Source organism: Kitasatospora sp. NPDC001225, from assembly GCF_053597855.1.
This window is the reverse complement of the sequence record NZ_JBSFJC010000005.1, coordinates 100,776-114,164: the sequence shown is the minus strand read 5'-3', so window position 1 is coordinate 114,164 and position 13,389 is coordinate 100,776. Positions and strand designations below refer to the sequence as shown.

The following is a 13,389-nucleotide window of genomic DNA, read 5'->3' as shown; positions in this document are numbered from 1 at the left end:
CGTCCTTTCCCTCGCTACCGGACTCAGGCCTGCTCGGAGAGCAGCTTGCCGTCAGCGGTCTGGTACCCCTGCTTGAAGGCCTCGACGGCGCTGGTCAGAGCGTCGACGGTGCCGTCGGCCAGCAGGCCGGTCTCCACGATGCCGGCCAGCAGGTCCTTGTGCTGGAGGCGGACGTGGTCCAGGAACTCGCGCTCGAAGCGGCGGATCTCGGCGACCGGGACGTCGTCCAGCTTGCCGGTGGTGCCGGCCCAGATGGAGACGACCTGCTCCTCGACCGGGAACGGCTGGTACTGGCCCTGCTTCAGCAGCTCGACCATGCGCGCACCGCGCTCCAGCTGGGCCTTGGAGGCCGCGTCCAGGTCGGAACCGAAGGCGGCGAAGGCCTCCAGCTCACGGTACTGGGCGAGGTCCAGACGCAGGCGGCCGGCGACCGAGCGCATGGCCTTGATCTGGGCGGAGCCACCGACGCGGGAGACCGAGATACCGACGTTCACGGCCGGGCGGATGCCGGCGTTGAACAGGTCGGACTCCAGGAAGCACTGGCCGTCGGTGATGGAGATGACGTTGGTCGGGATGTACGCCGAGACGTCGTTGGCCTTGGTCTCGATGATCGGCAGACCGGTCATCGAGCCGCCGCCCAGGGCGTCGTTCAGCTTCGCGCAGCGCTCCAGCAGGCGGGAGTGCAGGTAGAAGACGTCACCCGGGTAGGCCTCGCGGCCCGGCGGGCGGCGCAGCAGCAGGGAGACGGAACGGTAGGCCTCGGCCTGCTTCGACAGGTCGTCGAAGATGATCAGGACGTGCTTGCCGTCGTACATCCACTCCTGGCCGATGGCCGAACCGGTGTACGGGGCGAGGTACTTGAAGCCGGCCGGGTCGGAGGCGGGAGCGGCCACGATGGTGGTGTACTCCAGCGCGCCGGCCTCCTCCAGGGCGCCGCGGACGGACGCGATGGTGGAGCCCTTCTGGCCCACGGCGACGTAGATGCAGCGGACCTGCTTCTCCGGGTCGCCCGAGCGCCAGTTGTCACGCTGGTTGATGATCGTGTCGACGGCCACCGCGGTCTTGCCGGTCTGGCGGTCGCCGATGATCAGCTGGCGCTGGCCGCGGCCGATCGGGGTCATCGCGTCGATGGCCTTGATACCGGTCTGCAGCGGCTGCTTGACCGACTTGCGGGCCATGACGCCGGGGGCCTGCAGCTCCAGGGCACGGCGACCGGTGGCGGCGATGTCGCCCAGGCCGTCGATCGGGTTGCCCAGCGGGTCCACGACGCGGCCGAGGTAGCCGTCGCCGACCGGAACCGAGAGGACCTCGCCGGTGCGGCGCACGGTCTGGCCCTCTTCGATGCCGCCGAACTCACCGAGGACGACGACACCGATCTCGCGGGTGTCGAGGTTCAGCGCGAGGCCGAGCGTGCCGTCCTCGAACTTCAGCAGCTCGTTCGCCATGACCGAGGGCAGGCCCTCGACATGCGCGATGCCGTCCGCCGCGTCAGTGACCTTGCCGACCTCTTCCACAGAAGCGGCGTCCGGCTGGTACGACTGGACAAAGTCGGCCAGCGCGTCCCGGATCTCCTCCGGACGGATCGTAAGCTCCGCCATCAGGCTTCCCTGCTCTCCTAGTTTGCGATCCTCGGCCCGCCATTGAGGGCCGCAAGTATTCGACTCTCGGCCGGGTCTTCCGAACCGGCCGTACGATGTGCCGGCTCCTTGGGGAGCCGGTTTCCCGACCGAGGGTCGGATGTGCTGCTTGGGTGCTCAGCCTTCGAGCGACTGGCGAGCGCCCTCGAGGCGGCTCGACACGGTGCCGTTGATGATCTCGTCGCCGATCTGCACCCGGACGCCGCCGACGACCTCGGGGTCGACGTCGATGTTCAGGTGGACCTGGCGGCCGTACATCCGGGCCAGAGCACCGGACAGGCGCTCCTTCTGGGTGTCCGACAGCGGCACCGCGGTGGTGACCAGGGCCACCACGCGGCCGCGGCGCGCGGCGGCGAGCTTCGAGTAGGACTCCAGGCCCTGCTCCAGGCTACGGCCACGCGGCACGTTGACGAGGGCGGTGACCAGCCGGACGGTACCGGCGTTGGCGCGGCCGCCGAGCAGCTTGCCGATCAGCCCGGCCTTCGCGACGGCACCGGCCTTCGGCTCGGTCAGCGCGGCGCGCAGCTCGTGCGAGCCGCTCACCACCCGGCCGAAGCGGAAGAGCTCGTCCTCGACGTCGTCCAGGGCGCCGGCCTTGTCCGCGGCGATGATCTCCGCGTAGGCGGCGAGCTCCTCGGTCGCGTCCACCAGGTCGCGCGAGCCCGACCAGCGGGAGCGGACCAGGCCGGAGACCAGGTCGACGGCCTCGCCGGAGACCTGGCCGGTCAGCAGCGAGGTGACCAGCTGGGCCTTGTCCTGGCCCGACCGCGAGGGGTCGGTCAGGACGCGGCGCAGCGACACCTCGCGGTCCAGCACGGCCGTGACGGCGGTGAGCTCCTCGGCGAGCTTGGCCGCGTCCACCGAGGTGGAGTCGGTCAGGCTCTCCAGGTTCTGCCGGCCGGCGACGAGGGCCTCACGGCTGGCGCCGATCACTTGGCCGCACCCTGAGCAACGGCGGCCTTGGCCTCCAGCTCGTCCAGGAAGCGGTCGATGACGCCGCTCTGCCGGGTGTGGTCCTCGAGGGACTCACCCACGATGCGGGACGCCAGCTGGGTGGCCAGCGAGCCCACGTCCTGACGCAGGGCGGCAGTGGCCTGCTTCTTGTCCGCCTCGATCTGGGCGTGACCGGCGGCGACGATGGCCTCGCGCTGGCGCTGGCCCTCCTCGCGCATCTCGGCGAGCTGGGCGGCACCCTGCTCGCGAGCCTGCTCGACGATGCGGGCAGCCTCGTGGCGCGCCTCGGCGAGCTCGGCGCGGTACTGCTCAAGCAGGGCCTGGGCCTCCACCTGGGCGGCCTCGGCGCGCTCCATCCCGCCCTCGATCGCGTCCCGGCGCTCCGACAGCACCTTCTCGATGCTGGGGAGGAGCTTCTTGCCGAGCAGACCGAAGACGATGAAGAAGCAGAGCAGGCCGATGATGATCTCGGGCCACGCGGGGAGGAGAGGGTTCATCTTCTCCTCGGCCGCGAGCTGGACGATCGCCATGCTCATATCTGGACCTTCCTCAGAAAGGGTCTACGGCGGGATTACTTGTTGCCGAAGACGAACGGCATGACGATGCCGATGAGGGCGAGCGCCTCGGTCAGCGCGAAGCCGATGAACATGTTGGAACGGATGAGACCGGCAGCCTCGGGCTGGCGGGCCATGGCCTGGACACCGTTACCGAAGATCAGACCGACGCCGATGCCGGGGCCGATGGCGGCGAGGCCGTAGCCCAGGGAGGCGACGGAACCGTAGACAGTGCCCTCAGCGAGGATGCTCATTGACGTTGTCCTTTGCAGGGTGGTGAACCGGTGGTGATTGGCCACCGGGCGATCCGGGACGGGAAGTGGTTCTCGGCGGGGCCGGGGCCCCGGGGCTCAGTGCGCCTCTTCCAGGGCACCGGCGATGTAGCTGCTGGCCAGCATCACGAAGATGTAGGCCTGCAGGAACTGGACCAGCAGCTCGAAGGCGGTCAGGCCGACGGCCACGATGAACGAGGCCGAGCCGTACAGCGCGCCCAGGGACGGGCTGAGCAGGTACCAGGAGGCGATGGAGAACATCACGATCAGCAGGTGGCCGGCGAACATGTTCGCGAAGGCTCGGACCGCGAGCGTGAAGGGGCGCACGAAGATGTTCGAGAAGAACTCGATCGGCACCAGGATGAACATGACCCAGCCGGGGATGCCCGACGGCCAGCAGAGGTTCTTGAGACCGCCGACGAAGCCGTGCTTCTTGAAGGTCAGCGTCATGTAGGTGATCCACACGACCGCAGCGAGGCCGGCCGGGAACGCGATCGCCGCCGACACCGGGAACTGTGCGAACGGGATGATCGACATGATGTTCATCAACCAGATGAAGAAGAACATCGAGACCAGCATCGGGACGTACTTCTCGCCCTTCTTGCCGATCGTCTCCAGCACGATGGAGCGCTTGACGAAGTCGTAGCCGATCTCACCGACCAGCTGCAGCTTGCCGGGGACGAGGCGCGGCTTGGCGAAGGCGGCCCAGAAGAACACGACGACCAGGAGCGCGACGATGATCGACAGCAGCATCGGCTTGTTGAACTCGATGCTGCCGATCGAGAAGATCGGCTTGAACTGGAACTCGTTCAGACCCGGGGCCGGGAAGCCACAGCCAGCGTCCCCGAAGTGGCAACTGCCTGAGGCGAGGGACGTGAGTTCAGCACTCACCGCGGACTCCTTCGTCGTGACGCATGGTTACGGCAACCTCGGTGTGTCGGCGTGGCCTGCGACCACGGAGCGGCACTGGAACTTGATGGGTTTCTCGCCGACCCCGCGCGCCGGTGCACGGCACCACAGCGGGATCATCGAAGACTGCGCGGATCAGGGGGGCGATCCGTCCGCTCTCCGGACAGACCAGGCCTCTTCCCGTACTCCGTTGTTGCGACGGACGATAGCAGCCCGTCAGTGCGGCATAAACACCGCCCCCCTCGTTGGGGGGACAGTTGGGCCTCGTCACTGTTGACGCCCCTTGTCGGAGGGCTTGTCGCCCTTCTTTTCGGAGGCGTCGGGGTCGACGTAGAAGGTTTTGGCCTTGAGCGCACCGCGCACCTGGAAGCCCGTCCAGATCAGGGCGCAGCCGAGCAGGGTGAACGCGAAGGCCTGCCGGTTGAACAGCTCGGTGTCCTTGAAGACCGCGAGCACGATGCCGACCAGCAGGATCTGCGTGGTGTACACCAGCAGCGCCGCGGCCATCATGATCTGCGGGTTCGACCTGGTCAGCCGGTCGAGCGCGACCTGGCCGAAGCTGAAGAAGGCCATCACGAGGAGCGCGCCGAAGAGGGCGCCGAGCAGCCCCTTCCCACCGGCAACGGCAAAGGAGATCACCATGGCGATGATTCCGGCGACCGCAGTGGGAATCGCGGCGCCTCGGAGGATCCGGGCGTCGGTGGACGGCATGTCGGCAGCTCCGGCGGCATGTCGATGTGGCGGGGGACGGGCACTGCGGTGGCGGGTGACACCGGACCGAGGCATCGCCGCGGGCCGCCATGTGAGCGACGGGCCCGGTGAGGGAGACCGACAGGGACGGAAGTCATCCACCTGTCAGGTCTTTCGGCGTGTTCTCGATACTCGTGAACGGTATCACAAACTATTTGATGAGAGCTTTACCATGAATGTGTGGCACCTGTCACACCAACGGCGCAACGATTCCGCCGTTCGGGTGACGGCCACCTGTCGTGGCATCAACTCCCTTGTCAGTGGCGGCCGGTGGCCTTGGGGTGGGAGCCGACCGCGGTGGAGCCCACGCCGGACTCCCGCCCGGCTTCACCCAGGAGTTCCTTGTCCTTGGCCGACAGTTCAGCCATCGGACCGCTCTGCTGCCGGCGGTAGCGCGGGGGGACGAAGGACTGCACCGCCCGCGGGGCGCGCGGCCGGAACCGCGGGGTGAGCAGCACCACCAGGCCGACCAGGCAGAGCCCGGCGAGCGTCAGGACGACGGTGCGGCCGGTGTTGGTCACCGAGAAGGCGACCGAGCCGAAGGCGATCAGCGCGGCCCAGAAGTACATGATCATCACGGCGCGGCTGTGCGAGTGCCCCACCTGGAGCAGCCGGTGGTGCAGGTGGCGCTTGTCCGCGGCGAACGGGGACTGGCCCGCCCAGGTGCGGCGCACCACCGCGAGCAGCAGGTCGGCCAGCGGCAGCGCGATGACCGTCAGCGGCAGCAGCAGCGGGATGTAGATCGGCACCAGGGCGTGCACGGCGGCGGTCTGCGAGCCGGCCTCGTTGCTGATCAGGTCCGGGTCGACCCGGCCGGTGATGGAGATCGCGGCGACGGCCAGCATCAGGCCCAGCATCATCGAGCCGGAGTCGCCCATGAAGATCCGCGCGGGGTGCATGTTGTGCGCCAGGAAGCCCAGGCACATGCCGATCAGCAGCACGCTGAACAGCACGGCGGGGGCCGCGTCGGAGATCGTGTAGCCGTACCAGAGCCGGTAGCTGTACAGGAAGAAGGCCATCGCGGCGATGCACACCATGCCGCCGGCCAGGCCGTCCAGTCCGTCGATGAAGTTCACCGCGTTGACCATGACGACGACCAGGGTGACCGAGATGACCATGCCCTGGGTCGGGCTCACCGCGACCGGGCCGACACCGGGCACCGGGAGGGTGATCACCGTGACGCCCTGCCAGACCATCACGCCGGCGGCGATCATCTGGCCGCCGAGCTTCACCAGCGCGTCCACGCCCCACTTGTCGTCGAGCACCCCGAGCAGGAACATGATCCCGGCCCCGGACAGCAGCGCGCGGATGTCGGTGCCCTGGGAGAACACCTTGCTCAGGTTGTCCAGCTGCGAGGCGACCAGGATGCCCGCGCACAGTCCGCCGAACATCGCGATGCCGCCGAGCCGCGGCGTGGGTTCGCGGTGCACGTCACGGGCGCGCACCGGCGGCATGGCGCCGGCCGCGATGGCGAACTTCCGGACCGGGCCCGTCAACAGGTAGGTGACGGCGGCGGTGCAGAACAGCACCAGCAGATACTCACGCACCACTGGCCTCCTGCATCACTGTCGAACGGGGAAGTACCGAAGGTACTCCCCTGCCTTCCCGGGGTTCGAGGTGCGTCGCCACGGCACACACCTTATTGAGTCGGACGCCCGGACCGTGCATCGCGGTTCGCCCTCCCGGGTAGGAGATCCGGATACCCGCGGAAGGCCGCCGTCAGGCCCGGTCGGCGAAGGCCGCCGCCAGCTCCCGGACCCGCGCCGCGGCCGGGACGACCGCGTCCCCGGCGAGCACCCGCGCGATCAGCCCGGCGATCTCCGCCAGCTCCGGCTCCCCCATCCCCTGGCTGGTGACCGTGCCCGTGCCCAGCCGGATGCCGGAGGTCTCGGCGGCCGGCGCCGGGTCGTACGGCAGCGCGCACTTGCCGAGCAGCAGCCCGGCCGCCGCGCAGCGCCGCTCGGCCTCCGCGCCGGTCACGCCGAGCGGGCTCACGTCGGCGGTCACCAGATGGGTGTCGGTACCGCCCGTCAGGGGGCGCATTCCGGCCTCTGCGAGCCCTGCGGCGAGCGCCCGCGCCCCGGACACCGTCCGCTCCGCGTACGCCCGGTACGCGGGCTTCGAGGCCTCCGCGAGGGCCACCGCCTTGCCGGCCACCTCGTTCATCGCCGCGCCGCCCTGGCTGAACGGGAACACCGCCCGGTCGATCCGCTCGGCCAGCTCCGCGGTGCACAGCAGCAGCCCGCCGCGCGGGCCGCGCAGCAGCTTGTGGGTGGCCGCCACCGTGACGTCCGCGTACGGCACCGGGGAGGGCGCCACCCCGGCCGCGATCAGCCCGGTGGTCTGCGCGGCGGAGGCGATCAGGTAGGCGTCCACCTCGTCGGCGATCTCGCGGAACGCCGCCCAGTCCGGGTGCCGGGGGTGCGAGATCGAACCCGCCACGATGGCCTTGGGGCGGTGCTGCCGGGCCAGGTCGCGGACCTGGTCGAGGTCGATCAGCCCGTCGGACTCGCGCACGCCGTAGCCGGTGAAGTCGAACCAGCGCCCGGAGAAGTTGGCGCGCGAGCCGCAGCTGAGGTGGCCGCCGTGCTCCAGCGACATCGCCAGCACCCCGTCGCCGGGCCGCAGCAGCGCCGCGTACGCCGCCAGCATCGCCGAAGTCGCCGACCGCGGCTGGACGTTGGCGTGCGGGGCGGCGAACAGCTCGCGGGCCCGGTCGATCGCCAGCAGCTCGGCGGCGTCCGCCAGCGCACAGCCGGTGTGGTGCCGGCGGCCCGGGTAGCCCTCGGCGTACTTGTCGATCAGCGGGCCGGTGAGCGCCGCCAGGACGGCGGGGGTGGTCAGGTTCTCCCCCGCCAGCAGCTGGATCGTCTCGGCGCGCCGCTCGGCCTCCGCGGCCAGCAGGTCGGCCAGCTGCGGATCGGCCCGGTGCAGCGCCTCGGACGCCCAGGGGCGCCCGGTCGTGGCGGTCGGGCCGGACGCGGCATCGGTGACGGTCATGGCGGGGCTCCCGGGCGCTGCGGGGACTGTGTCACCCAGCGTAGGACCGCTCCCGCCACCCGGCCCGCCGGGCCGCGGCCGAACGGCCCCGTGCGGCGCCCTGCCCGGGCCCGGCCCGTCAGCGCGGCGCGGGGACGCCGGTCAGCGCGGTGACCACCGGGTCGACCGCGTGGAATATCTCCTCGCCGCAGTTGCGGAACATGCCGATCGGCGCCCCGTACGGGTCGTCCACCTCGTCCGACTCCGGCGTGGCGGCCAGCAGCCAGCCGCGCAGCGCGGCGGCGGCCCGGACCAGCGCGCGGGCCCGCTCGGTGACGTCGGCGCCGCGCCTCGGGTCCGGCAGGGTGCCCGGGTCTATCGTCCGCACCAGGCGGGTGAACTCCTTCAGCGTGAAGGTGCGCAGCCCCGCCTCGTGGCCCATCGAGATCACCTGGGCGCGGTGGTCCAGCGTCGCCGTGAGCACCAGGTCGGCCTCGACCACGTGCTCGTCCAGCAGCTCTCGGCCGGTGAAGCCGCCGCTGTCGGCGCCGTACTCGTCGAGCACGGTCGCGGCGTGGTCCTCCATCGGCGCGCCCTCGTGGCCCCAGGTGCCGGCGCTCTCCACCAGGATCCGGCCGGCCACCCGGGGGCTCAGCCGGGTGTCCAGCTCACGCCGGGTCAGCCGCTCGGCGATCGGCGATCGGCAGATGTTCCCCGTGCAGACGAACAGGATCCGGAAGTGGTCCAGCGGCCTGGGGCCCACGCTCAGGTACGGCGCTATGCCCGGCCCGGCGTGCAGCGAGGCGGTGGGCGTCAACTGCCGGCCTCCAGGTCGGGGACGACCTCCCTCAGCTGCTCGACGCTGATCGCACCGGCCCGCAGCAGGACCGGGACCTTGCCGGTGACGTCCACGATCGACGAGGTGGCGGAGTCCTCGGCCGCCCCGCCGTCCAGGTAGACCGAGACCGCGTCGCCGAGCTGGGCCTGTGCCTCGTCACAGGTCAGCGGGGAGACCCCGCCGATCCGGTTGGCACTGGAGACGGCCAGCGGGCCGGTGCTGTTCAGCAGCTCGATGGCGACCGGGTGCAGCGGCATCCGGACCGCGACGGTGCCGCGGGTGTCGCCGAGGTCCCAGCGCAGTGAGGGCTGGTGCCGGGCGACCAGGGTGAGCCCGCCCGGCCAGAAGGCGTCGACCAGCTCCCAGGCCTGCTCGGAGAAGTCGGTGACCAGGCCGTGCAGGGTGGTCGGCGAGCCGACCAGCACCGGCGAGGGCGTGTTGCGGCCGCGGCCGCGGGCGGCCATCAGCTCGCCGACCGCCTCCGGGGAGAAGGCGTCCGCACCGACCCCGTACAGGGTGTCGGTGGGCAGCACGACGAGTTCGCCGCGGCGGATGGCCGAGGCGGCCTCGCGCAGACCGGTGGCGCGGTCCCCGGCATCGGCACAGTCGTAACGGCGGCTCATCGGTGCGGTCCCCTTCCGGAGTGGCTCATGGCGTTACAGCGCAGCCTTGCGCGCCGTCGTACGGTGCTCGGTGGTCACGACCCGACCCTCCAGGCCGTCGTCCTGTGCCCGACTGTTCACGACCCGACCCTCCGGGCGGTCGTCCTGTGCCCGACTGTTCACGACCCGACCCTCCGGGCGGTCGTCCTGTGCCCGACTGTTCACGACCCGACCCTCCGGGCGGTCGTGAAACGGGGCCGGTTGTTCAGGTCGCGGTGGTCGGCGGTGTCCGTCCAGCCGTGTTCCTCGTTGAAGATCCACGGCACCTGGCCGCCCTGCTGGTCGGCGTGCTCGATCACCACCGCGCCGCCCGGGCGCAGCAGTCGGGCCGCCACCCGCTCGATGCCGCGGATGGTGTCCAGGCCGTCCTCGCCGGAGAACAGGGACATCTGCGGGTCGTGGTCGCGGGCCTCCGGCGCGACGTACTCCCACTCGGTGAGCGGGATGTACGGCGGGTTGGAGATGACCAGGTCGAAGCGGCCGTCCCAGGAGCGGTCGTCCTCGAAGGCCTTGGTGGCGTCACCGGCGTGCAGGGTGACCCGGGCGCGGTCCGGGCTGGCCTCGATGTTGCGCCGGGTGTACTCCAGCGCCCCCTCGTCCAGTTCGAAGGCGTGCACGGTGGAGCGCGGCAGTTCCTGGGCCAGGGCGAGGGCGATCGCGCCGGAGCCGGAGCACAGGTCCACCACCAGCGGCTCGGCCACGTCCATGTCGCGCACCGCGTCTATCGCCCACTCGACGACCGTCTCGGTCTCCGGCCGGGGCACGAACACCCCGGGGCCGACCTCCAGTTCGAGGTAGCGGAAGAACGCCCGCCCGGTGATGTGCTGGAGCGGCTCGCGCGCCTCGCGGCGGGAGACCGCCTCCCAGTAGCGGGCGTCGAAGTCGGCGTCCTTCACCGTGTGCAGCTGGCTGCGCTTGACGCGGTGGACGTAGGCGGCGAGCTCCTCCGCGTCGAAGCGCGGCGACGGCACGCCGGCCGCGGCCAACCGCTGGGTGGCCTGGGCCACCTCGGCGAGCAGCAGGTTCATCCGTACGACCTCTTGTTTCTGCGCTCCGGCTTCGGGCGAAGCGCGGGCTGGGGCGCGCCGGTCTCAGTTCTCTTGGGCCGCGGCGGCGAGCTTGGCCTCCGCGTCCTTGTCGACGCAGGACTGGATCACCGCGTTCAGTTCGCCGTCCAGGACCTGGTCCAGGTTGTACGCCTTGAATCCGGTGCGGTGGTCCGAGATGCGGTTCTCGGGGTAGTTGTACGTGCGGATCCGCTCCGAGCGGTCGACCGTACGGACCTGGCTGCGGCGCGCGTCCGAGGCCTCCCGCTCGGCCTCCTCCTGCGCGGCGGCCAGCAGCCGCGAACGCAGGATGCGCATCGCCTGCTCCTTGTTCTGGAGCTGGCTCTTCTCGTTCTGGCAGGACGCCACGATACCGGTCGGCAGGTGGGTGATCCGGACCGCGGAGTCGGTGGTGTTGACCGACTGGCCGCCGGGGCCGGAGGAGCGGTAGACGTCGATCCGCAGGTCGTTGGCGACGATCTCGACCTCGACCTCCTCCGCCTCGGGGGTGACCAGCACGCCCGCCGCGGAGGTGTGGATGCGGCCCTGGGACTCGGTGGCGGGGACGCGCTGCACGCGGTGCACGCCGCCCTCGTACTTCAGCCGGGCCCAGACGCCCTGGCCGGGCTCGGCGTTGCCCTTGGTCTTCACGGCCACCGAGACGTCCTTGTAGCCGCCGAGGTCGGACTCGTTGGAGTCGATGATCTCGGTCTTCCAGCCGATCCGCTCCGCGTAGCGCAGGTACATCCGGAGCAGGTCGCCGGCGAACAGCGCGGACTCCTCGCCGCCCTCGCCCGCCTTGATCTCCAGGATGACGTCCTTGTCGTCACTCGGGTCGCGCGGCACCAGCAGCAGCCGCAGCTCCTCCGTGAGCTCGTCCCGGCGGGCCTCGGAGGCCTTCGCCTCGGCGATGAACTCCGGGTCCTCCGCGGCGAGTTCGCGCGCGGCCTCGATGTCCTCGCCGGCCTGCCGCCACTGCCGGTAGACCCGGGTGATCGGGGTCAGCTCGGCGTACCGCTTGGCCAGCTTGCGGGCGTTGGCCTGGTCGGCGTGGACGGACGGGTCGGCCAGCCTCGTCTCGAGGTCGGCGTGCTCGACGAGGAGCTCTTCGACTGCCTCGAACATGGGGTGGCCTTCTTCCCGGTGACTCGGAAACGTGTGGGGGGTGGGGAATTCGCGGGGGGACGCGAACGGCGCCGGCCCCCAGCGCCCCCGACAACGAGTACAGGGGCACCGGGAACCGGCGCCGAGGGAGCGCTAGGCCTTCGCGCTGTGCTGCTTGCCGAAGCGGGCCTCGAAGCGGGCCACGCGGCCACCGGTGTCGAGGATCTTCTGCTTGCCGGTGTAGAACGGGTGGCACTGCGAGCAGACCTCGGCGCGGATCTCGCCACTGGTCTCGGTCGAGCGGGTGGTGAACTCGGCGCCGCAGGTGCAGGTCACGCGCGTGACCACGTACTCGGGGTGAACGTTGGGCTTCAAGGGGTTCTCCTAGGTTTCGGGAGGGTACCGGGTCGGCGGCTGGGGCGCCGCACGTGAACCGGGACCGACGGACCAGTCTGCCAGGACCGGCCGCATCTTCCCAAACCGGGTCGCGTTCCGGGATATTCCGGACCCCCCTCAGCGCGTGGCGGTGGCCTTCGCGGACGGCTTCCCCGCGGCCGGCGCGGGGGCCGTGGGGGCCGCCTGGGCGGGGTTCTCCGGCTGTTCGGAGACGATCGCGGAGGGGAACGGCTGGTCGGCCTTGAGCGCCGCCCAGACCTGCCCCGCCTGCGGCTGCAGCGGGACCACCCGGTTCGGGTCGCTGGGGGCCGTCTCCACCGGCAGGGTGACCATGCTCAGCTGGTCCGGGCCTATCCCCTTGAGCTCCTGGGCAAGCCCCACCAGCGAGTTCACCGAGCCGAGCGCGGAGTCGGTGGTGATGCTCCTGGTCACGGTGTCGCCGACCGACCACAGCTTGACCGGGTTGGTGAGCATCCCGCTCCCCCCGACCTGCTGCAGCAGCGACTTCACCATCTGCTTCTGGAGCTCGATCCGGCCGAGGTCGCTGCCGTCGCCGACGCCGTGCCGGGTGCGCACGAAGGCCAGCGCCTGCTGTCCGTCCAGGTGGTGCTCGCCGGGCGGCAGGTCGAGCCCGCTGTCCTTGTCGTGGATGGCCACCGTGGTGGTCACGGTGGCCCCGCCTATCGCGTCCACGACCCGGGCGAAGCCGGCGAAGTCGACCTGCAGGTAGTGGTCCATCCGCAGCCCGGTGAGCTGCTCGGTGGTCTTGACCGCGCAGGCCGCGCCGCCGCTCTCGAAGGCGCTGTTGTACATCGCGCGCTTGGCGCCGGGCACCGGCTTGCCGTTCGCGTCGACGCAGTCGGGGCGGGCGACCAGGGTGTCGCGCGGGATCGAGACGATCTGGGCGCCGGAGTGGGCCTGGTTGACGTGCACCACCATCGCGGTGTCCGAGCGGGCGGTGCCGCCGGTGTCCCCGCCGGCGACCGAGCCGTTGTCGCCGGACCGCGAATCGGAGCCGAGCACCAGGATGTTGAAGGAGCCGTCGGTGGCGGCCGGCGGCCGGGCGTCGCCGAGCCGGGCGTCGATGTCGACGCTCGTGATGTTCCCGTTGAGCCTGAAGTAGGCGAAGAGGCCCGCGCCGGCGCCGAGGACGACGAGCGCGGCGAACGCGCAGGCGGCCGTCCGCAGGATTCTGCGGCGGCGACTCAGGACCCTCTTGTGCTCGGCCATACGGTCCAGAGTAAATCGGACAACATGATCCAAACGCCCCCAAGGTGTCCCGACTCTG

At 70.8% G+C, this 13,389-nt stretch carries 14 protein-coding genes; all 14 read right to left on the bottom strand.

What is annotated here, in order from left to right; translation table 11 throughout:
* Positions 1-23: 23 nt before the first annotated feature.
* Positions 24-1,598 (bottom strand): F0F1 ATP synthase subunit alpha, encoded by a 1,575-nt coding sequence (gene atpA / locus ACWDCZ_RS02985; RefSeq protein ID WP_049651804.1) that lies wholly within the window; start codon positions 1,596-1,598, stop codon positions 24-26.
* A gap of 156 nt (positions 1,599-1,754) precedes the next feature.
* A complete protein-coding gene (locus tag ACWDCZ_RS02980) occupies positions 1,755-2,570 on the bottom strand; it encodes a F0F1 ATP synthase subunit delta (protein ID WP_049651805.1) in 816 nt (271 codons plus the stop codon).
* Positions 2,567-3,127, bottom strand: a complete 561-nt coding sequence (locus tag ACWDCZ_RS02975; protein WP_107086439.1) for a F0F1 ATP synthase subunit B — start codon at positions 3,125-3,127, stop codon at positions 2,567-2,569. Before ACWDCZ_RS02975 ends, ACWDCZ_RS02980 begins: the two co-directional genes overlap by 4 nt.
* A gap of 35 nt (positions 3,128-3,162) precedes the next feature.
* On the bottom strand, positions 3,163-3,399 hold the full coding sequence (gene atpE / locus ACWDCZ_RS02970) for an ATP synthase F0 subunit C (RefSeq protein ID WP_031074289.1): 237 nt from the start codon (positions 3,397-3,399) through the stop codon (positions 3,163-3,165).
* A 96-nt stretch (positions 3,400-3,495) separates the two neighbouring features.
* Positions 3,496-4,308 carry a F0F1 ATP synthase subunit A gene (gene atpB / locus ACWDCZ_RS02965; protein ID WP_049651806.1) on the bottom strand — a complete coding sequence of 271 codons (813 nt, stop codon included), beginning with the start codon at positions 4,306-4,308 and terminating at the stop codon, positions 3,496-3,498.
* 285 nt (positions 4,309-4,593) lie between these two features.
* Positions 4,594-5,037, bottom strand: a complete 444-nt coding sequence (locus tag ACWDCZ_RS02960) for a hypothetical protein (RefSeq protein WP_049651807.1) — start codon at positions 5,035-5,037, stop codon at positions 4,594-4,596.
* A gap of 296 nt (positions 5,038-5,333) precedes the next feature.
* Complete coding sequence (locus ACWDCZ_RS02955) at positions 5,334-6,623, bottom strand: MraY family glycosyltransferase (protein ID WP_049651812.1); 1,290 nt, start codon at positions 6,621-6,623, stop codon at positions 5,334-5,336.
* A 172-nt stretch (positions 6,624-6,795) separates the two neighbouring features.
* Complete coding sequence (locus ACWDCZ_RS02950; RefSeq protein ID WP_049651808.1) at positions 6,796-8,076, bottom strand: serine hydroxymethyltransferase; 1,281 nt, start codon at positions 8,074-8,076, stop codon at positions 6,796-6,798.
* Between the two features lie 118 nt (positions 8,077-8,194).
* Entirely contained in the window at positions 8,195-8,854 is a 660-nt protein-coding gene (locus ACWDCZ_RS02945) for an arsenate reductase/protein-tyrosine-phosphatase family protein (RefSeq protein WP_369808349.1), read from the bottom strand.
* A 14-nt stretch (positions 8,855-8,868) separates the two neighbouring features.
* Positions 8,869-9,516 carry an L-threonylcarbamoyladenylate synthase gene (locus ACWDCZ_RS02940; protein ID WP_049658072.1) on the bottom strand — a complete coding sequence of 216 codons (648 nt, stop codon included), beginning with the start codon at positions 9,514-9,516 and terminating at the stop codon, positions 8,869-8,871.
* 200 nt (positions 9,517-9,716) lie between these two features.
* Positions 9,717-10,583 (bottom strand): peptide chain release factor N(5)-glutamine methyltransferase, encoded by an 867-nt coding sequence (prmC, locus tag ACWDCZ_RS02935; RefSeq protein ID WP_049658073.1) that lies wholly within the window; start codon positions 10,581-10,583, stop codon positions 9,717-9,719.
* A 63-nt stretch (positions 10,584-10,646) separates the two neighbouring features.
* Positions 10,647-11,726, bottom strand: coding sequence for a peptide chain release factor 1 (prfA, locus tag ACWDCZ_RS02930; protein WP_049658075.1), 1,080 nt, complete (start codon positions 11,724-11,726; stop codon positions 10,647-10,649).
* Positions 11,727-11,858: 132 nt separating this feature from the next.
* A complete protein-coding gene (gene rpmE / locus ACWDCZ_RS02925; protein WP_030057539.1) occupies positions 11,859-12,080 on the bottom strand; it encodes a 50S ribosomal protein L31 in 222 nt (73 codons plus the stop codon).
* Between the two features lie 138 nt (positions 12,081-12,218).
* Entirely contained in the window at positions 12,219-13,331 is a 1,113-nt protein-coding gene (locus ACWDCZ_RS02920; protein WP_074001450.1) for an LCP family protein, read from the bottom strand.
* Positions 13,332-13,389: the final 58 nt, after the last annotated feature.